General features: G+C 68.3%; 16 protein-coding genes. 8 read left to right on the top strand and 8 right to left on the bottom strand.

Features of this window, described 5'->3' with window-relative positions:
- The first annotated feature begins 200 nt into the window (after positions 1–200).
- The gene (locus tag ABEG18_RS10195) at positions 201–1,355 is read left to right on the top strand and encodes an OpgC family protein (protein ID WP_406857951.1); all 1,155 of its coding nucleotides are present in this window, start codon (positions 201–203) and stop codon (positions 1,353–1,355) included.
- A 14-nt stretch (positions 1,356–1,369) separates the two neighbouring features.
- Positions 1,370–2,074, top strand: coding sequence for a hypothetical protein (locus tag ABEG18_RS10190; protein ID WP_406857950.1), 705 nt, complete (start codon positions 1,370–1,372; stop codon positions 2,072–2,074).
- On the opposite strand, the gene ABEG18_RS10185 is transcribed toward ABEG18_RS10190, so the two are convergent.
- Positions 2,071–3,696: a GMC family oxidoreductase gene (locus tag ABEG18_RS10185; protein WP_406857949.1), complete on the bottom strand. Its 1,626-nt coding sequence runs from the start codon at positions 3,694–3,696 to the stop codon at positions 2,071–2,073. The genes ABEG18_RS10190 and ABEG18_RS10185 overlap by 4 nt on opposite strands.
- Before the next feature lie 150 nt (positions 3,697–3,846).
- Between ABEG18_RS10185 and ABEG18_RS10180 the strand changes: the two genes are divergently transcribed.
- Positions 3,847–4,383 carry a cupin domain-containing protein gene (locus ABEG18_RS10180; protein WP_406857948.1) on the top strand — a complete coding sequence of 179 codons (537 nt, stop codon included), beginning with the start codon at positions 3,847–3,849 and terminating at the stop codon, positions 4,381–4,383.
- A 68-nt stretch (positions 4,384–4,451) separates the two neighbouring features.
- Positions 4,452–4,856 (top strand): response regulator, encoded by a 405-nt coding sequence (locus tag ABEG18_RS10175; protein WP_406857947.1) that lies wholly within the window; start codon positions 4,452–4,454, stop codon positions 4,854–4,856.
- 290 nt (positions 4,857–5,146) lie between these two features.
- Here the strand turns inward: ABEG18_RS10175 and glpX are convergent, their stop codons facing one another.
- The 4 genes from glpX to ABEG18_RS10155 form a co-directional block, all read right to left on the bottom strand.
- Positions 5,147–6,091: a class II fructose-bisphosphatase gene (gene glpX, locus ABEG18_RS10170; protein WP_406858580.1), complete on the bottom strand. Its 945-nt coding sequence runs from the start codon at positions 6,089–6,091 to the stop codon at positions 5,147–5,149.
- Positions 6,092–6,288: 197 nt separating this feature from the next.
- Positions 6,289–7,605, bottom strand: coding sequence for a homoserine dehydrogenase (locus tag ABEG18_RS10165; protein WP_406857946.1), 1,317 nt, complete (start codon positions 7,603–7,605; stop codon positions 6,289–6,291).
- A 29-nt stretch (positions 7,606–7,634) separates the two neighbouring features.
- Positions 7,635–8,855, bottom strand: coding sequence for an LL-diaminopimelate aminotransferase (locus ABEG18_RS10160; RefSeq protein ID WP_406857945.1), 1,221 nt, complete (start codon positions 8,853–8,855; stop codon positions 7,635–7,637).
- 222 nt (positions 8,856–9,077) lie between these two features.
- Positions 9,078–9,434 (bottom strand): hypothetical protein, encoded by a 357-nt coding sequence (locus tag ABEG18_RS10155; protein ID WP_406857944.1) that lies wholly within the window; start codon positions 9,432–9,434, stop codon positions 9,078–9,080.
- Positions 9,435–9,660: 226 nt separating this feature from the next.
- Here ABEG18_RS10155 and phaC point away from each other — a divergent pair, with 226 nt between their 5' ends.
- Positions 9,661–11,469 carry a class I poly(R)-hydroxyalkanoic acid synthase gene (phaC, locus tag ABEG18_RS10150; RefSeq protein WP_406857943.1) on the top strand — a complete coding sequence of 603 codons (1,809 nt, stop codon included), beginning with the start codon at positions 9,661–9,663 and terminating at the stop codon, positions 11,467–11,469.
- Between the two features lie 169 nt (positions 11,470–11,638).
- On the opposite strand, the gene ABEG18_RS10145 is transcribed toward phaC, so the two are convergent.
- Complete coding sequence (locus ABEG18_RS10145; protein ID WP_406857942.1) at positions 11,639–13,018, bottom strand: OmpP1/FadL family transporter; 1,380 nt, start codon at positions 13,016–13,018, stop codon at positions 11,639–11,641.
- Between the two features lie 462 nt (positions 13,019–13,480).
- Here ABEG18_RS10145 and ABEG18_RS10140 point away from each other — a divergent pair, with 462 nt between their 5' ends.
- On the top strand, positions 13,481–14,329 hold the full coding sequence (locus ABEG18_RS10140; RefSeq protein ID WP_406857941.1) for a fumarylacetoacetate hydrolase family protein: 849 nt from the start codon (positions 13,481–13,483) through the stop codon (positions 14,327–14,329).
- Positions 14,330–14,374: 45 nt separating this feature from the next.
- Here the strand turns inward: ABEG18_RS10140 and argC are convergent, their stop codons facing one another.
- Positions 14,375–15,316: an N-acetyl-gamma-glutamyl-phosphate reductase gene (argC, locus tag ABEG18_RS10135; RefSeq protein ID WP_406857940.1), complete on the bottom strand. Its 942-nt coding sequence runs from the start codon at positions 15,314–15,316 to the stop codon at positions 14,375–14,377.
- 320 nt (positions 15,317–15,636) lie between these two features.
- On the bottom strand, positions 15,637–16,965 hold the full coding sequence (locus tag ABEG18_RS10130; RefSeq protein ID WP_406857939.1) for a dihydroorotase: 1,329 nt from the start codon (positions 16,963–16,965) through the stop codon (positions 15,637–15,639).
- 136 nt (positions 16,966–17,101) lie between these two features.
- Here ABEG18_RS10130 and ABEG18_RS10125 point away from each other — a divergent pair, with 136 nt between their 5' ends.
- Complete coding sequence (locus ABEG18_RS10125) at positions 17,102–17,974, top strand: YgfZ/GcvT domain-containing protein (protein WP_406857938.1); 873 nt, start codon at positions 17,102–17,104, stop codon at positions 17,972–17,974.
- A 54-nt stretch (positions 17,975–18,028) separates the two neighbouring features.
- Positions 18,029–18,637: a DNA-3-methyladenine glycosylase I gene (locus tag ABEG18_RS10120; RefSeq protein ID WP_406857937.1), complete on the top strand. Its 609-nt coding sequence runs from the start codon at positions 18,029–18,031 to the stop codon at positions 18,635–18,637.
- The last annotated feature ends 26 nt before the right edge of the window (positions 18,638–18,663 follow it).

The following is an 18,663-nucleotide window of genomic DNA, read 5'->3' as shown; positions in this document are numbered from 1 at the left end:
CGGCGACCTGAACGTGCGCTGAACGAACACGGCGCATTCACGCCATCTTAACCAATTATTGATTCATGGTATCGGGTGGCCAAGGGTACACTGCCGGTCAATGGCGGGTGCAAGTGCGACGATGCAACGCGTCGCCGGCCGCTTCTCGGAGGGAACGAAGACCATTTCACCCTGTTGCTCGCGGAGCGCGGGAGACGTCGATGGCTGCTGAACGTTTGAGGATCAAGAGCATCGACGCGTGGCGCGGCCTGGCGCTTGCGACGATCTTCGTCAATCACGTGCCCGGCACCGCGTTCGAGCATTACACGCACAAGAATTTCGGCTTCTCCGACGCCGCGGAGGTGTTCGTGCTTCTGGCGGGGTTCGCGGCCGCGCTCGCCTACCTGCCGCGCTTCGCCGCCGGGGACGCGCCGCGCCAGTCCTTCCGCATGGTCCTGCGGGCGTTCCAGATCTACTCGGCCCATATCGTCGTGCTGGTGGCCTGCGCGGCCCTGGTGGCCTACGCGTCGGTCGCCACGCAGGACCCCCGCCTGCTGGAGGCGATGAATTTCGACCTCCTGACCGCCACGCCGGCCGCGAGCATGATCGGCATCGCCACGCTGGGCCTGCAGCCGTCCTACCTCAACATCCTGCCGCTCTACGTGATGCTGCTGCTGATGGCGCCGGCGCTGATGACGCTGGTCGGCGCCAGCTGGCCTTTCGCCCTGACGGCGTCCTTCGCCATGTATCTGTGCGCCCAGGCCGGGCTGGGGCTGCCGAGCTATCCGGGCGTGGACAACACCTGGTTCTTCAATCCCTTCGCCTGGCAGCTCTTGTTCACGATCGGCCTGTGCGCGGGATCCATGGCCGTCGCCGGGCGGACCTTGCTGCGGTCGCGGGCGCTTCTGGCCGCCAGCGTCGTCTATCTCCTCTTCGCGCTCGCGTGGAAGAAGGCCGAGATCTATCCGGAGGGCGTGCTGGGCCTGCCCCGCTTCCTCTGGGAGGACGACAAGCACATCCTGTCGCTTCCGCGGCTTCTGCATGTTCTGGCTCTGGCCTATGTGGCGGCCTATCTGCCGGTCGAATCCTGGGTGCGGAAGTGGAGCTTCGCGGCGCCGCTGATGTGGCTGGGACGCCATTCCTTGGCGATTTTCGGATTGGGAACTATTCTGGCGATTGGCGGGCAGGTGCTCAGGATCGTCGGAGGCGGAGATCCGACGATCGATCTGCTCGTCATCGCCGTGGGCCTCGGCCTGCAGGTCGGATTGGCATGGGCGCTCGAATGGAACAGGACGGGTGGCGAGACGAAAGTCGCCGCCAAGACGGCGATGCGCCCGCGCGGCGCGGAGGCCGAGCAGCCCGCACAGGCGCTCTGACCGGAGCGCTGGCGTTGGCCGCGTTGCTGGCGTTCGGCCTCTCGCTGTCGACCAGCGCTCCGGCCGTCGCCGAAGTCTCGGCGCGTTGCCGCGTGCCCGACGTCTATGTCGCCCTTCCGGCCGACCTGAAGCGCACCGAGCGGCTCATCGACCGCGAGCGCCCCGTAAAGCTGCTGGTGCTCGGCCCCTCGATCGGCGGACCCGGCGTGCTCCCCGAGCAGCGCCGGACGCGCCTGCACCAGGAATTGTCGAAACGCCTTCCCGCCGTGAAGTTCGAGTTCGTCGACGACGGGCCGCCCTCGGGCCTGGCCCAGAACGACTTCAACAACCTGCGGGCCGCCGTGAGCAGCGGCGAACCGGACCTCGTCCTGTGGCAGGTGGGCGCGCCCGACGCCTTGGCGATGGCCGATCCCGAGGAGTTCGGCCGCACCCTGAAGGACGCCGCCGACTGGCTGAAGGCCCGCAACGTCGATTTCATCCTGATCGACCCGCCCTTTGCGCCGAGCGTCCGGCACGAGAAGCTCTACTGGCGCATCGTCGGCAAGATCCGGGAAGTCTCCGACCGGGCCGGGCTCAACCTATTCCGGCGCTACGCGGCCATGCAGTATCTGGAGTTCGAACGCCAGAAGCTGAGGGAAGAGCCGGCCGACGCCGGCTCGCGCCGGGTCTGCATGTCGGAGCTCGTGGCCGAGGCCATCGTCCGGGCCGTCACGCGCTAGCGCGTCCTGGCGTCCTCCAGGATCATTCGCGCGCCCTTCTCGGCGATCATCATGGTGGGCGAGTTCGTGTTGCCGGAGGTGATGCGCGGCATGGACGACGCATCGATGACGCGCAGCCGCTCCACTCCCCGCACCCGCAGCCGCTCATCCAGCACCGCCAGGGGATCGTCCGCAACGCCCATCTTGGCCGTGCCGACCGGGTGGAAGATCGTCGAGGACACGTCGCCGGCGGCCTTGGCGAGATCCTCTTCCGAGGTCAGGTGCGCGCCGGGCTTGTACTCTTCCGGGTGGAACCGCTCGAGCGCCCTGGCCCGCACGATCCGGCGCACCAGCTTCAGCGCATCGGCGGCGACGCGCCGGTCCTCCTCCGCGGCGAGGTAATTGGGCGAAATCGCCGGCGGCGCGGCCGCGTCCGACGACCTGATGCGGACCGTGCCGCGGCTCGCCGGGCGCAGATTGCAGACGCTGGCCGTGAAGGCCGCGAAGGCGTGCATCGGGTCGCCGAACTTGTCGAGCGAGAGCGGCTGCACGTGGAACTGCAGGTTGGGCGTCGCGTAGTCCGGCGAGGACCGGGTGAACAGGCCGAGCTGCGACGGCGCCATGGTGAGCGGGCCGGTGCGCAGCAAAGCCCATTCGGCGCCCATCAGCCCCCGCTTGATCAGCGACTGGTAGTCGATGTTGAGCGTGCGCACGCCCGTGACCTTGAACACGGGGCGGATCTGCAGGTGATCCTGCAGGTTCTCGCCGACGCCCGGCAGGTCCCGGAGCACCGGGATCCCGTGCTCCTGCAGCAGCCCGCCCGGCCCCACGCCCGAAAGCTGCAGCAGCTTGGGCGAGGCGACCGCCCCGGCCGACAAGATGACCTCACCGGCCGCCCGGGCCGTCTTCTCGACGCCGCCCTGGCGATAGACCACGCCGACCGCCCTGCCCTCCTCGACGAGCACCCGCTCCACCATGACGCCCGTCTCGAGACGCAGGTTCGGGCGCTTCATCGCGGGGCGCAGGAAGCCGCGCGCCGCGCTCCAGCGGCGCCCGCGCTTCTGGTTGACCTGGAAGTAGGACGAGCCCTCGTTGTCGCCGGTGTTGAAGTCCTTGACCTTGCGGATGCCGAGTTCCTCGGCGGCGTCCTGGAAGGCGTCCAGGATGTCCCAGCGCACGCGCGGATATTCGACCCGCCATTCGCCGCCCGAACGGTGGAACTCATTGGGAGGCGCCGCATGGTCCTCCTGCGCCAGGAAGGCCGGCAGCACGTCCTCCCAACCCCAGCCGGTCAAACCGAGCTGGCGCCAGCCGTCATAGTCGGCCGCCTGGCCGCGCATATAGATCATGGCGTTGATGGCCGACGAGCCGCCGATCACCTTGCCGCGCGGATAGGCGATCGCCCGGCCGTTGAGCCCCGCCTGCGGCTCGGTCGTGAACATCCAGTCCGATCGCGGATTGCCGATGGCGAACAGGTAGCCGACCGGGATGTGATACCAGATCCAGTTGTCCATGCCGCCGGCTTCGAGCACGAGCACGCGCGCCTTGGGGTCGGCCGAAAGCCTGTTGGCCAGCACGCACCCCGCCGACCCGGCGCCGCAGACGATGTAGTCGTAGCTTCCCTCGTCCTGCCGTACGGCCATGAGCGCTTCCGCCTGAGTGTTCTTCGCGCCGGCGGATCCATCGTCCGCCAGGCGGCTCGTCCCTCTTCGATATCGTCGGCGGCGGCTGCTTTCCAGCCTCAAACGTGGTGCAGTGTCGCCCATCCTGAGTCTGAAAAAGGCCGAAGCCCGATGTCCGGCGATCATGCCCATTCTCATCCCCACTCCCACGATGCCCAGGGCGACCTCGCCCATGGCCACGACGACGGCCGCTGGAAGCATGACGGGGTGCGGGTGATCTCCGGCTCCCAACTCGATCCCAACACCGCCCAGACGCCCGGGATGGACCGGCGCGCGGCCATCAACTTCGCCCGGGTCGGGGCGCAGAAGCTGTGGGCCGGGACCGTCACGATCCACCCGGACGCGAAGACGGGCGCTCATCACCACGGACATCTGGAGAGCGTGATCTATGTGCTGAAGGGCAAGGCCAGGATGCGCTGGGGCGAGGCGCTCGAATTCGTGGCGGAGGCCGGCCCGGGCGATTTCATCTACGTGCCGCCTTACGTCCCGCACCAGGAGATCAACGCCAGCCCCGACGAGGTGCTCGAATGCGTGCTGGTGCGCAGCGACGGCGAGGCGGTCGCGGTCAATCTCGACATCGAGCCGGTCGAAAAGCCTGAGACCGTGTTGTGGATCGATCCCACCCATCCGGCGCCGCCGGTGCGCTAGCAGCCTGAGCGGCTATCCGTCGCGCACCCTCCGGGGGGCGCTGCGCGTTGTCTGGCGAGATGCTGAATATGGCGACGACGTATAACGAGCCCCGGCTCGACCAACATCGTATTCTGGTGGTGGAGGACGAAAACCTCATCGCGCTCGACCTCGCGCATGCATTGCGCAGGTTGGGAGCCGAGGTGATCGGCCCGGCCGCCAGCGTCAGCAAGGCCCGCGCGCTGATCTCCGACGCCAAGGGGCCGATCTCGATGGCCATCCTGGACATCAATCTGCACGGCGAGCTCGTGTTTCCGCTCGCCGAGGAGCTGAGGGCGCGTCAGGTGCCGTTCCTGTTCGCCAGCGGCTATGCGCAGCCGGTTCTGCCCGAGCGCTACGCCAATGTCCCGATCTGGGGCAAGCCGCTCGACTCGGAGGCCTTCGCCAAGGCTCTCGCCGCCCACCTTGCCCGAAAGGCGCCGAAGCTCTCCTAGGGCCACGGTTGGAACACAGACAAGTCGTCAATCTTCAACATGCACGGGGCTCGGTTCGACATCGCCCTACGCAGTATACCGGCTTGATGTTTTTTAACTTGACGCCGGCGCCGCGTTTGGGCTGTTAGCGTCTTGGTGTGCTTTGCCACCGGGCCGGCGCGGGAGTCGGGGGGCTCTCCGCGTGGCGGCGTGGCGTCGAGGGGCGTCACGCCGCGCGGTCTTTCCGGCGACGGCCGCCCTCCCTCCGGGCGGGCCAGGCGACCCGCCCCTCCAGCGCGAATGTGAGCGCCTCAGTCGAGGCGGAACTTCTCGAATTCGCGGTGCTCCGCCTGGATCTTGCGCACCGTCCCGGTGATCGAGCGGTACACGATGGTCTCCGTGTGGATGACCTCCTTGCCGAAGCGCACGCCCGAGAGCAGCTGCCCGTCGGTGACGCCTGTGGCCGAGACGATGACGTCGCCGGCGGCGAGGTCGATCATCTCGTATTTCCGCTTCGGATCGGCGACGCCCATGCCGCGAGCGCGCTCCACCTTCTCGGGCGTGTCGAGGATGAGGCGGCCCTGCATCTGGCCGCCGACGCAGCGCAGCGCCGCGGCCGCCAGCACGCCTTCCGGCGCTCCGCCGACGCCCAAATAGAGGTCGATCCCGGTCTCGTGCTGCATGGCGGTGAAGATGACGCCGGCGACGTCGCCGTCCGTGATCAGGCGGATCGACGCGCCGGTCTTGCGCACCGCCGCGATCAGGTCGGCGTGGCGGGGGCGGTCCATAATTAGGACCGAGACCTCATGCGGCTTGACGCCCTTGGCCTTGGCCACCGCGGCGATGTTGTCGGCCGGGCTGGCGTCCAGGTCGACCACGCCCTGCGGATAGCCGGGCCCGATCGCGATCTTGTCCATGTAGACGTCCGGCGCGTAGAGGAGCGACCCCGCCTGGGCCATGGCCATCACGGCGATCGCGCCCGGCATATCCTTGGCGCAGAGCGTCGTGCCCTCGAGCGGGTCGACGGCGATGTCGACCTTGGGACCCTTGCCGTTGCCGACGCGCTCGCCGATGAACAGCATCGGAGCTTCGTCGCGCTCGCCCTCGCCGATCACGATGGTGCCGTCGATCGGGAGCTTGTTCAGCTCGCGGCGCATGGCGTCCACGGCGGCCTGGTCGGCCGCCTTCTCGTTGCCGTGGCCCCGCAGGCGGGCGGCCGAGACGGCGGCGCGCTCGGTGACGCGCACGAGCTCCATGGACAGGATGCGCTCGATCACGTCCTTGGGCTGAACATTGATGTCGTGGGTATGATCGATCACGGCCGTTTCCCCGATCTTTCTGGGTGTGGACAGGTTGCGCAGTCTCGCTGGCGTAAAGACGGAGGCCGCCGGAGGGTTGCGCGGCTGGACGCGTTCAGGACGAAGCGCCCGCATGGGCGCTCGCCCATCATGCGCTATTCCCGCTCGATGCGGATCACCTGAGGCGGCTCGGCGATGTGCCCGTCCGCCATCATGGCCTCGATGGCGGCGCGGATCGCGGCCTCCGTGGTCGCGTAGGTGATCAGCACGACAGGGACCGGCGCGCCGGAGCGGCCGTCGCCGGACGGGCGAGGTCCAGGCCGGCGCTGCACGATGCTCTCCAGCGAGATCTGGCGCTCCGCCATGCGGGTGGCGATCGCGGCGGCGGCGCCGGGCCGGTCGAGCACGGAGAGGCGGATATAATAGCCGCCCTCGTGGCGCTGCATGGGGGCCCGCTCGGCCCGCTCCAATCCGGCGACCGGCTGGGCGAAGGGCGAAACCACGACGCCGCGGGCGACGTCGACGAGGTCGGCCAGGATCGAGGACGCGGTGGCGTCGCCGCCCGCGCCGGGACCCACCAGGGTGATCTCGCCGACCGGTTCGGCCAGCACATTCACGGCGTTGGTGACCCCCATGACCTGCGCGATCGGCCAGGTCTTGGGCGTCATGGTCGGATGGACGCGCTGCTCGATGCCCGTCTCGGTGCGCTGCGCCACGCCCAGAAGCTTGATGCGATAGCCGAGGTCGTCGGCCATCTTGAGGTCCAGCGGCGTGATGGAGCTGATGCCCTCGATATGGATCGCGTCCGCGTCGATCTGCGTCCCGAAGGCGAGGCTGGTCAGGATGGCCAGCTTGTGGGCGGTGTCGAAGCCGCCGACGTCGAAGGTGGGATCCGCTTCGGCGTAGCCCAGGCGCTGCGCGTCGGCCAGCACCTCCTCAAAGCCGAGCCCCTCCAGCTCCATCCGCGACAGGATGTAGTTGCAGGTGCCGTTCAGGATGCCGGAGATCCGGTGGACGACGTTGCCGGCCAGCGTTTCCCGCAGCGCCTTGACGATCGGGATGCCGCCGGCCACCGCGGCCTCAAAGCCGATGCTGACGCCCTTGTCCTCCGCCAACCTCGCCAGCGCCGCCCCATGATGGGCGAGGAGCGCCTTGTTGGCGGTCACGACCGGCCGTCCCGCCGCGAGGGCCGCCTCGACGACCGCCTTGGCGGGGCCGTCGGATCCGCCCATGAGCTCGATCACGCAATCCACGCCGGGGGCCCTGGCGAGCGCCACCGGATCGTCGAACCACTCGAACCGGGAGATGTCGACGCCGCGGTCGCGCGAGCGGTCGCGGGCGGACACCGCCACGATGGCGACGCCCCTGCCGCAACGCGCCTCCAGGGTCCGGGCGTGCGCGTCGAGAAGGCGGACCACGGAGGCCCCCACGGTGCCGAGCCCGGCGATACCGACCCGTAGGGCCTCAACCATGACCTGATCCTGTCGAAAAGGCGCGAGTGTCAGCCGCGCGCCGCCAGCGGGACGACGTTGTGCAATGTTTTTTCCGCCGTTTCAAGAAAGCGGCGGACGTTGCGCGCGGCCTGCCGGATGCGCTGCTCGTTCTCCACCAGGGCGATGCGCACATATTCGTCGCCGTGCTCGCCGAAGCCGATCCCGGGCGCCACCGCCACCGACGCCTTCTCGACCAGGAGCTTGGAGAACTCCAGGCTGCCCATCTCGCGGAACGGCTCGGGGATGCGGACCCAGGCGAACATCGAGGCTTGCGGCGCGGGGAAGTCCCAGCCGGCCTTGGAGAAGCTGTCCACCAGCGCGTCGCGGCGCTTGCGGTAGGTCTCGCGCATCTCGCGGATGCAGTCGTCGGGGCCGTTCAGCGCAGCCGTGGCGGCGACCTGGATCGGCGTGAACGCGCCGTAGTCCAGATAGCTCTTCACCCGGGCCAAAGCGGCGAGCAGGCGCTCGTTGCCGACGGCGAAGCCCATGCGCCAGCCGGCCATCGAGAAGGTCTTCGACAGGGAGGTGAATTCGACCGTGACGTCCATCGCGCCCGGCACCTGCAGGACGGAGGGCGGCGGGTCGTTCTCGTCGAAATAGACCTCCGCATAAGCGAGGTCGGACAGCAGGATCAGCTCGTGCTTTTTGGCGAAGGCGACGAGGTCCCGGTAAAAATCGAGCGAGGCCGTATAGGCGGTCGGGTTGGCCGGATAGCAGGTCACTAGGGCGATCGGCTTGGGGATCGAGTGGATGACGGAGCGCTCCAGCGCGCGAAACATCTCGGCCGTGGGTTCGGCCGGGACCGAGCGGATCACGCCGCCCGCCATCAGGAAGCCGAAGGCGTGGATCGGATAGCTGGGATTGGGCACCAGCACCACGTCGCCCGGCGCCGTGATGGCCTGCGCCATGTTGGCGAAGCCTTCCTTGGAGCCCAGCGTGGCGATGACCTGGGTGTCCGGGTTCAGCTTCACGCCGAAGCGGCGCTCGTAGTAGCCCGCCTGGGCGCGGCGCAGGCCGGCGATGCCCTTGGAGGCGGAATAGCGGTCCGTCCGCGGCTTGCCGGCGGTTTCGACCAGCTTGTCGATGACGTGCTTGGGGGCGGCCAGGTCCGGGTTGCCCATGCCGAGGTCGATGATGTCGGCGCCGGCGTTGCGTGCGGCGGCCTTGATCCGATTCACCTGCTCGAAGACATAGGGCGGCAGTCGCTTGATGCGGTGAAAATCGGTCATGGTCTTCAGTTCCCGTTATCGAGGCCCCCTGCCCGGCCCGTCCGGCGGGAGCGATCGTGAAAGGGCCCTCGCGGCGCCACGCAACGGCGCGCCAGAGCCGCCGCCCCCCATGCGCGAAGCAGCGCGCCTGTTTAACATCGCCGGGCCGCGCTGGCACGCGTTCGTTGCGGAACCTTGACCAAAGACCGACAGGGACGCCCGGCGAAAGCGGACTACCCGGGACTACAGCGGAGCGCCCGGCGCCTTCGTCGCCGCCTTGTCGCCTCCTGCGGCCTTGGGCTTGGCCGGCGGCGGCGGCTTGCGGCCGCCCAGCCTGTCGTGGCGGACCCGGGTCGCCACCATCTCGGCCTCCAGCTCCTTGACCTTGGCGGGGTCGCGCGGCTTCATCGACCGCGCCGGCGGGACCACCCCGACCGGCATGTAGTCCATCGAGGGCGATCGCGACTTCGCCACGAAATCCGCCGGCGGCGGCACGGTGGTGGTGATGTTGAGCTTGTCGGTGACGCCCTTGACGCTGGGGTTTTCCGACAGCGGCTGCGCCGAGCAGCCGGCCGCGCCGAGCCCGACCACGGCCAGCATCGCCAGGCCTGCGCCAGTCCTGGCCCGAGCTCCGGGCCTGGCTCGTGTTCCGGTCTTGCGGACGCGCCAAAAATTCACGAATGCTGCTCCGTCATGCGGCGTTCAACCAAACGCCTATGAAGTTTGACGAATTTTTTGGCCCTGAAAGGCCGGTTAGATCATTACTATGTCGACAACGAGAGCGCCCCGGCAAGGGCCGCCACGTGTCAGAGAGGAATGGACGCCCATGCCATCCGGCGAAGCTCACGAAAAAACCTCGCCGCCGCCGCTGCCGGACGTCGAGGCCATGGCGGCCAATTCGGCCCGCCTGATGGAGGAACTCGGCAAGGCGACCGCCGCGGCGTTGAAGCCGGTCGAGGAGGGCCGCGTCAAGCCCGGCGTGAGCGACGAGATGAGCGACATGGTCAAGACGCTGGGCCAGGTGGCCGAGCATTGGGCCATGGACCCGCAGCGCGTGATCATCGCCCAGACCTCCCTCACCAAGGGTTTCATGGACCTGTGGACCGGTTCGATGCGCCGCCTGCAGGGCGAGAACGTGCCGGCCGTCGCCGAGCCGGACCCCTCCGACAAGCGATTCCGCGACCCCGAATGGTCGGAGAACCCGGTCTTCGACTTCATCAAGCAGGCCTATCTGATCACGTCGCGCTGGGCCGAGGACCTCGTCAAGCAGGCCGACGGCGTCGACCCGCACACCAAGCACAAGGCGGAATTCTATATCCGCCAGATCGCCAGCGCTCTCGCGCCGACCAACTTCGTCGCGACCAATCCTGAGTTGATTCGCGAGACGCTGAAGGAGAACGGCGAGAATCTGGTGCGCGGCATGAAGATGCTGGCGGAGGACATCGAGGCCGGCCGGGGCACGCTGAAGCTGCGCCAGACCACCTCGGGGACGTTCGAGGTGGGCCACAACATGGCCACCACGCCCGGCAAGGTCATTTTCCGCAACGACCTGATGGAGCTGATCCAGTACGCGCCCGCCACCGAGACGGTGTACAAGCGACCGCTGCTGATCGTGCCGCCATGGATCAACAAGTTCTACATCCTCGACCTGAACCCCGATAAATCCTTCATCCGCTGGGCGGTGGCCCAGGGTTTGACCGTGTTCACGATCTCCTGGGTGAACCCGGACGAGCGGCAAGCGCAAAAAAGCTTTGAGGACTACATGCGCGAGGGCGTGTTCACCGCCCTCGACGTCATCGAGACGGCGACCGGCGAGAAGAAGGTCACGGCCATCGGCTATTGCGTCGGCGGCACGCTGCTCTCGGTGGCGCTGGCGCACATGGCCGCCCATGGCGACGACCGGATCGAGAGCGCCACCCTCTTCACCACGCAGGTGGACTTCACCTATGCGGGCGACCTTTCGGTCTTCGTCGACGAGGAGCAGGTCCGCAACATCGAGGACAAGATGTATGCGCGCGGCTATCTGGAGGGCTCCAGCATGGCCAGCGCCTTCAACATGCTGCGCCCGAACGACCTGATCTGGCCCTACGTGGTTAATGTCTATCTGAAGGGGCAGTCGCCCTTCCCGTTCGACCTTCTGTACTGGAATTCCGATTCCACCAGGATGCCGGCCGCGAACCACTCCTTCTACCTGCGCAACTGCTACCTGGAGAACAAGCTCTCCGCCGGCAAGATGGAGGTGGGCGGGGTGAAGCTCGACCTCTCCAAGGTCAAGATCCCGATCTACAATCTGGCGGCCCGCGAGGACCATATCGCGCCGGCCAAGTCGGTGTTCCTGGGCTCGCAGTATTTCGGCGGCGAGGTCACCTATGTGCTGGCTGGCTCGGGCCACATCGCCGGCGTGGTGAACCCGGCCGACAAGCCGAAATACCAGTACTGGACGGGCGGCAAGGTGCAGGGCGAGCTCGACGACTGGATCGCCAAGGCGACCGAGCACAAGGGCTCCTGGTGGCCGCACTGGGTGCAGTGGATCGCCGCCCAGGCGCCCGAGAAGGTTAAGGCCCGCATCCCCGGCGGCAAGACGCTGAAGCCTCTCTGCGACGCGCCTGGCGAGTATGTGAAGGTCCGCGCCTGAGCGCACCTGTGATGTCTGGCTGGTAGATCCCTGGACTGAGGGACTAAAGGCTCGCCTTGCGCCAGAAAAGCGAGAACCGCGAGCCTGAAGGCTCGCGGTTCATGAGACGCTCGCAACTTGGGACGCTGGCAGATTGGCCGGCGCGTGCGCCGGCCCCTCGCCGTTCAGCTCAGTATTTGCGCACGATCGGGGTCGTGACCGGGATGGTCTGGGCCACGTCGTCCCAGCGATAGCGCAGGCCGACGGAGACGATGTCGACGCGCGCGTCGACCTTGCCGACCAGTGGGCCGGAGGCGGCCGAGTAGCTGGGGTTGCCGGGCGTCAGCGCGATGCGGGTGCTCTTGGGGAAGAGGTGCGCGTAGGAGACGTCGAAGGTCAGCTTGTCGTTGAAATTGTAGCTGGCGCCGATCGTCGTCCAGATGCGGTCGTTGTCGGGCAGGCGGATCGTGCGGGTGCGGTCCTCGATCGGCGAAACCTCGTAGCCGAGGCCGGCGCGCACGGTCCAGAGCGGGTTGATCTTGTACTCGCCGCCGACGGAGAAGAAGTAGCCGTCCTTGTAGTCCAGCGTCAGGGCCGGCAGTCCGGGATAGAGGCGGCCGGTGGTCTGGTCGACGACGCGCGGATAGCCCACGCGGCTCCAGTTGGTCCACTCGGCGCCGAGCGACAGCGTGAACTGCTCGGTGATCTGCTGGCGCAGGCCGAAGGTCAACATCTCCGGGAGCACGATGTTGAGCTTTACCGGCCGGGTCGGGAACGCCGCCGCCGCGCCGGCGAGGGCCGGGACGGCGTTGAAGGGCGCCGGGATCTGCAGGCCGTTGAAGGTGCCGTCGAGCTTCTCCTCCACGGCGGAGCGGAAGCCCACGCCGATCTCGGTGCCGGCGAACGGACGGACCGTGGCGCCCAGCGTGTAGCCGACGCCCCAACCGTCGCCCTCGAGCCCGAAAGCCTGGCTCAGGCTCGGGGCGGCGGCGGTCTGGAAGAAGGACTTGTAGTTGGCCTTGAAGTACATGACCTGCAGGCCGGCGCCGACCGAGAGCCAGTCGTTCACCTTGTAGGCGACGTTCGGGTTCACGTTGAAGGAGGTCACGCGGGTGGAGTAGCCGTAGCTGCGCGCCGTGAAGCCGTTGTCCGGCTTGGTCGCCAGGCCGAAGGGCGCCCCGGTGGACAGGCCGATCCAGAGCCGGTCATTCACCTGGTAGGAGCCGTGGCTGGCCGGAAGGACCGCGTCAAGGGCGAGGTCGCCGGTGTTGGAGCCGACGAAAGCCGGCGTGGAGCCGGGCTCGCCGCGGAACTTGGAGTAAGGCGAGATGCCGGCCAGGTTCCACTCGCTGCGCCAGCCCGGATTGTCGGTCATCGTCGCCGGGTTCCAGAACATGGACCCGAGATTGGCCGAGCCGGCGGCCACGCCCGCAAACGCCATGCCGAGACCGACGGTGCTCTGCTCGCGCAGCGCAAAGGCGCCCGCCTGGGCGGAGCCCTGGGCGGCGAGGGTCAGGACCATGGCCGAAACGGCGGAGGCAAGGACGCTCTTCAGAGCAGTGTTCGACATGATCCGCGTTTCCCCAAGGCACGTTTTGCGGTTTGTTCATTGCGGTCCCATCATACGTTCGATCGAACCGTTCTGAATCATTCATCGCAATATTCGCGTTTTCCCGCAATATCGCCGGAATTGGCGCTCTCGGACCTCATCTGTCGGAATTGTTCGCCGTTTCGGGGTCGAATCGGCCGGAAAGAGCCTTTTGTTGAGGCGCAAACCGGTAGTTCACACCGAAACCAACCCAAAAACGTCATTCTCTCGGCCGCGCCTGTCGCCAGGGGTCCCCATTCAAGTCGGGTGGCATGCCGGAATGCCGCGCCACGTTGCCGTTCTGCAACATTCGACGGAGCCGCGCGGCAGAAGCGCGGCTGTCGCGCTTGCTCCGGCAGGCTCGCTCTTGCAAGGTCGCCGCCACGGCGTCACAAGCGCGCGGCAAGATCGCGCAAGATCAAGACGGAACATGAGGAAAAGCCCATGAAGCTCGTACGGTTCGGCCAACCCGGCGCCGAGAAGCCCGGCATCATCGACGCCGGCGGCGTCATCCGCGACGTGTCGGCCCATGTGGCGGACTGGGCCGGAGCCGCGCTCGATCCGCAGAGCCTCGCGCGGCTGAAGTCGGTGGACATGTCCAGCCTTCCGGCCGCGCCCGCCGGCGTGCGGCTGGGCTCCTGCGTCGCCCGCCCCGGCAACTTCATCGCGGTCGGGCTCAACTTCGCCGACCACGCCGCCGAAACCGGCTCGCCGATCCCCAAGGAGCCGATCCTGTTCAACAAGGCGCCCAACTGCGTGCAGGGCCCCGACGACGACGTCGTGATCCCGAAAGGCTCGACCAAGACCGACTGGGAGGTCGAGCTCGCCATCGTGATCGGCAAGACGGCGCTCTATGTGTCGGAGGAGGACGCGCTGTCCTACGTGGCCGGCTACTGCATCTGCAACGACGTCTCCGAGCGCGAGTACCAGGCCGAGCGTTCGGGCCAGTGGATGAAGGGCAAGGGTTGCCCCACCTTCGGGCCGCTCGGACCCTGGCTGGTCACGCCCGACGAGATCGAGGACGTGCAGAACCTGAAGATGTGGCTGGAGATTGACGGCAAGCGCGTGCAGGACGGGTCGTCGAAGACCATGATCTTCGGCGTGAAGCACCTCGTGTCCTATATCTCGCAGTTCATGCAGATGGATCCGGGCGACGTCATCACCACCGGCACGCCCCCGGGCGTCGGGCTCGGCATGAAGCCCCAGCGCTTCCTCAAGGCCGGCGAGACCATGAAGGTCGGCATCGAGGGGCTGGGCGTCCAGACCCAGAAGGTCGTCGCCTATCAGGGCTGACGGACCGTTCGCACGCAGGCCCTCCGGGGCCTGCGTCGCGCTCGCTCAGGCCAGGCCGAGCATCAGCCTCAGGTTCTGCACGGCGGCGCCGCTGGCGCCCTTTCCGAGATTGTCGAGGCGCGCCACCAGCACGGCCTGGCCCCGGGCGGCGTTGCCATAGACCCGCAGCTCCATGCGGTCCGTGTCGTTCAGCGCCTGAGGCTCGATCTTGCCGCCGCTCACCGACGCATCGCTCGCCGGGACGACCTTGACGAGCTCGGACCCGGCGTAGCGCTCCGCCAGAATGGCTTCCAGGTCCTGCGGCTTGGGCGAGCCCTTCAGCGTGTCGAGATGCAGCGGAACGCTGACCAGCATGCCCTGCCGGAAATCGCCCACCGACGGAACGAAGATGGGCCTGCGGCTGAGGCCGGAATAGCGCTGCAGCTCCGCCAGGTGTTTGTGCTCCAGGCCGAGGCCGTAAAGCTCGAACGCCGGCGCCCGGCCGGCCTCATAGGCCTCGATCATCGACTTGCCGCCGCCCGAATAGCCGCTCACGGCGTTCACCGTGACGGGGTAGTCGGCCGGCATCACGCCGGCGTCGACCAGGGGCCGGATCAGCGCGACGCCGCCGGTCGGGTAGCAGCCGGGGTTCGACACCCGCTTGGCTCCCCGGATGGCGTCGACCTGCCCGGGCGCAAGCTCGGCGAAGCCGTAGACCCAGCCCTCGGCGACGCGGTGAGCCGTGGAGGCGTCCAACAGCCGGGGCGCGGCCGAGCCCAGCGCAGCGGCGAGCGCCGCGGATTCCTTGGCGGCGTCATCCGGCAGGCAGAGCACCACCGCGTCGACCTGCGCCATCAGGTCCTGGCGCGCGCCTGGGTCCTTGCGCCGCGCCGGATCGATGCTGCGCACCTCCACGCCCGGGACGCCGGCCAGCCGCTCGCGGATGCCCAGCCCCGTGGTGCCGGCCTCGCCGTCGATGAACACCGTCTTCGTGATCGTGGGAGCCATGTCGATTTCCGTTCCTGCCCGGCGCCGCCGGTCCAACCGCCAAACAAAAAAGCCGCGCTCGATGGCGCGGCCGTGACGTCAGAAGCCGATACGGCTCATCGTCGCGCGCGCCGCGGAGCGGCCGCACGTCGCAGGGCGGAAAGGATGAGCGCCGTCGACATGCGCCTGAGATGCCGCAGGACGCGGCGTCTGTCAATGCAGGGAAGCCTCCCCCTGCCAACGCCCCCCATCCTGAGGAGCAGGCCCCCCTTGGGCCTGCGTCTCGAAGGACGAGGGGGTAGAGGGTGGCGGGACCAGAGTTTTCCGCCGCCCCCCAATCGTCAAAGCGTTTCGACGAACCTCGCCGCCTCGCCGGTCGCCGGGCCCACCAGCTCGCCCTCCCACATCACGCGGCGACCGCGCACCACCGTGCCGACGGGCCAGCCCATGACCTCGACCCCATCGTAGGGCGTCCAACGGCTCTTCGAGGCGATCCACGCATTGGTGATCGTTTCGCGGCGCTTGAGGTCCACGATGGTGAGGTCGGCGTCGTAGCCGGCGGCGATCCGGCCCTTGTTGGCCAGCCCGAAAATGCGGCACGGCCCTTCGCTGGTGAGGTCGACGAAGCGCGCCAGCGAAAGCCGCCCGGCCGCCACATGATCGAGCATGATCGGGACCAGCGTCTGCACGCCCGTCATGCCGGAGGGCGAGGCCGGGTAGGGCTTGGCCTTCTCCTCCAGCGTATGGGGCGCGTGGTCGGAGCCGAGCACGTCCACGACGCCCTGCTCCACGCCCCACCAGATCCCTTGGCGCACATCCGCCCCGCGCACCGGCGGGTTCATCTGCACCAGCGTTCCGAGCCGGGCATAGGCCTCGTCGCCGTCAAGGGTCAGGTGGTGCGGCGTCGCCTCCACGCTGGCGACGTCCTTGTGGCCGGCCAGGAAGCGCATCTCCTCGGCCGTGGAGATGTGAAGCACATGGATGCGCGCGCCCGTCTCATGCGCGATGCGCACGAGGCGTTCGGTGCAGCGCATCGCCACCTCCGGCGAGCGCCAGACGGGGTGGGAGCGCGGGTCGCCCTCCACCCGCAGGTCCTTGCGGGCGCGCAGCATCTCCTCGTCCTCGGAGTGGAAGGCCGCGCGCCGGCGCGTCGCCTTCAGCACGGCCGCCACGCCGGCGTCGTCCTCCACCAGCAGCGAGCCCGTCGAGGATCCCATGAAGACCTTGATGCCGGCCGCGCCCGGCAGGCGCTCGAGCTCGGGAATGTCGCGCACGTTGTCGTGCGTGCCGCCGACCCAGAAGGCGAAGTCGCAATGCATCCGACGCCGGCCGCGCCGGATCTTGTCGGCCAGCGCCTCAGCGGTGGTGGTCTGCGGGTTGGTGTTGGGCATCTCGAACACGCAGGTGACGCCGCCCATCACGGCGGCGCGCGACCCCGTCTCGAGATCCTCCTTATGGTCGAGGCCGGGCTCCCGGAAATGAACCTGGCTGTCGATCACGCCCGGGAGAACGTGGAGGCCCCTGCAGTCGATTCGCTCGCCCGCCGAGGCGCGGGAGAGATCGCCCAGCTCCGCGATGCGGCCGTTGCGGACGCCGACGTCGCGCACGCCCGCCCCGTCCTGGTTCACGACCGTAGCGCCCGAGTAGATCGCGTCGAAGGTCTCGGCCATGGGGGGCTCCGCTGAAGCTCGGACGCAGGGATGGACTTGCTGCTTGATCCGCCAGAAGCTTCGCATACGTAAGGGCGGCGGCGGCTGCAAGCCAGACCGCGCCCGATCCTGTCGAGTCCCACCGGAGAGCGCGCCCATGTCCTCGGCCTTCCTGCCCGACCGCGGCGTCGTCCGGATCACCGGGGAGGACGCGCGCGGCTTCCTCGACGGGCTCCTCACCGTCGACATGGACAAGGTGGGCGTCGACCGCGCCCGGTTCGCCGCGCTGCTGACGCCGCAGGGCAAGATCCTGTGCGATTTCATCGTGGCTGAGGCGGATGGCGAGCAGAGGGGCGGCGGCTTCCTGCTCGACTGCCCGAGGGCGCTGGCGGGCGACCTCGCTCGGCGCCTCGCGATGTACAAGCTGCGCGCCAAGGTGACGATCGAGGATCTCTCCGACACGCTGGGCGTCGTCGCCTTCTGGGACGGCGAACGGGGCGGCGACGGCGACGGCGTCGTCTACGCCGACCCGCGCCACCCCGCGCTGGGCGACCGCCTCGCCCTCGACCGGACCCGGGCCGAGAGCCTCGGGGTCGGGACGGCGGCGGAGTGGCGGGAGCACCGCATCCGGCTCGGCGTGCCGCAGGGCGGGCAGGACTTCGCCTATGGCGACGCCTTCCCGCATGAGGCCGACATGGACCAATTGGGCGGGGTCGACTTCGACAAGGGCTGCTATGTGGGCCAGGAGGTGGTCTCGCGCACCCAGCATCGCGGAACCGCCCGGACCCGCATCGTGCCGGTCCGGTTCGACAGCGGCTTCGCGGCCGAGGAAGGCTCGGAGGTGATGGCCGGGGACAAGGCGGCGGGGCGCATCGGCTCCACGGCGCCGGGCGGGATCGGCCTGGCGCTGGTGCGGCTCGACCGGATCGAGGACGCGCTCGCGGCGGGGGCTCCGGTGACCGCCGGCGGGCTGTCGCTGCGGCTGGTCAAGCCGGACTTCGCCCGCTTCGACGTGCCCGGCGCGGCGTAGGCCGGACGCACGAACACCCTGCCCAGCGGACGAATCCTGCGCTAAGAACAGGCCATGAACGCCCATCTCATCGTCCATCCCGACGGCAAGACGCGCTGCTCCTGGCCCGGCGTCGATCCGCTCTATGTCGCCTATCACGACACCGACTGGGGCGTGCCCGAGTTCGACGATAGGGCCCTGTTCGAAAAGCTGATCCTGGACGGCTTTCAGGCAGGCCTCAGCTGGATCACGATCCTGCGCAAGCGCGACAATTTCCGCTCGGCCTTCGACGGTTTCCGCCCCGAGGCGATCGTCCACTACGGCCCCGAGAAGATCGAGGCGCTGATGGCCGACCCGGGCATCATCCGCAACCGCTCCAAGATCGTCTCCACGGTGCGCAGCGCGCGCAGCTATCTCGACATCATGGAGAAGGGCTCCTTCTCGCAGTTCCTGTGGAAGCATCTCGACGGGCGCCCGCAGCAAAACAGCCCACGCGACCGCGGCGACGTGCCGACCGAGACCGAGACGGCCCGGCGCATGTCCAAGGAGCTGAAGCAGGCCGGCTTCAACTTCGTCGGCCCGACCATCGTGTACGCCTTCATGCAAGCGGTCGGCATGGTCAACGACCACTATGTCGACTGCTTCCGCCACGAGGAGGTCCGGGCCTTGGGGGCGCGCCTGTGAGCGTCGATTTCGCACTCACGCCATCC

The organism is Alsobacter sp. KACC 23698, assembly GCF_045348435.1.
Taxonomy (GTDB): Bacteria; Pseudomonadota; Alphaproteobacteria; order Rhizobiales; family Beijerinckiaceae; genus Alsobacter.
Note: the sequence above shows the minus strand (reverse complement) of the source record. Positions and strands in the feature narration are given on the sequence as shown.

What these genes read in the sequence shown, in the direction of transcription:
- ABEG18_RS10195 (WP_406857951.1), top strand. Translation starts at nt 201, where the DNA reads ATGGCTGCTGAACGTTTGAGGATCAAGAGCATCGACGCGTGGCGCGGC.
- ABEG18_RS10185 (WP_406857949.1), bottom strand. Translation starts at nt 3,696, where the DNA reads ATGGCCGTACGGCAGGACGAGGGAAGCTACGACTACATCGTCTGCGGC.
- ABEG18_RS10180 (WP_406857948.1), top strand. Translation starts at nt 3,847, where the DNA reads ATGTCCGGCGATCATGCCCATTCTCATCCCCACTCCCACGATGCCCAG.
- ABEG18_RS10175 (WP_406857947.1), top strand. Translation starts at nt 4,452, where the DNA reads ATGGCGACGACGTATAACGAGCCCCGGCTCGACCAACATCGTATTCTG.
- glpX (WP_406858580.1), bottom strand. Translation starts at nt 6,091, where the DNA reads ATGGAGCTCGTGCGCGTCACCGAGCGCGCCGCCGTCTCGGCCGCCCGC.
- ABEG18_RS10165 (WP_406857946.1), bottom strand. Translation starts at nt 7,605, where the DNA reads ATGGTTGAGGCCCTACGGGTCGGTATCGCCGGGCTCGGCACCGTGGGG.
- ABEG18_RS10160 (WP_406857945.1), bottom strand. Translation starts at nt 8,855, where the DNA reads ATGACCGATTTTCACCGCATCAAGCGACTGCCGCCCTATGTCTTCGAG.
- ABEG18_RS10155 (WP_406857944.1), bottom strand. Translation starts at nt 9,434, where the DNA reads ATGCTGGCCGTGGTCGGGCTCGGCGCGGCCGGCTGCTCGGCGCAGCCG.
- phaC (WP_406857943.1), top strand. Translation starts at nt 9,661, where the DNA reads ATGCCATCCGGCGAAGCTCACGAAAAAACCTCGCCGCCGCCGCTGCCG.
- ABEG18_RS10145 (WP_406857942.1), bottom strand. Translation starts at nt 13,018, where the DNA reads ATGTCGAACACTGCTCTGAAGAGCGTCCTTGCCTCCGCCGTTTCGGCC.
- ABEG18_RS10140 (WP_406857941.1), top strand. Translation starts at nt 13,481, where the DNA reads ATGAAGCTCGTACGGTTCGGCCAACCCGGCGCCGAGAAGCCCGGCATC.
- argC (WP_406857940.1), bottom strand. Translation starts at nt 15,316, where the DNA reads ATGGCTCCCACGATCACGAAGACGGTGTTCATCGACGGCGAGGCCGGC.
- ABEG18_RS10130 (WP_406857939.1), bottom strand. Translation starts at nt 16,965, where the DNA reads ATGGCCGAGACCTTCGACGCGATCTACTCGGGCGCTACGGTCGTGAAC.
- ABEG18_RS10125 (WP_406857938.1), top strand. Translation starts at nt 17,102, where the DNA reads ATGTCCTCGGCCTTCCTGCCCGACCGCGGCGTCGTCCGGATCACCGGG.
- ABEG18_RS10120 (WP_406857937.1), top strand. Translation starts at nt 18,029, where the DNA reads ATGAACGCCCATCTCATCGTCCATCCCGACGGCAAGACGCGCTGCTCC.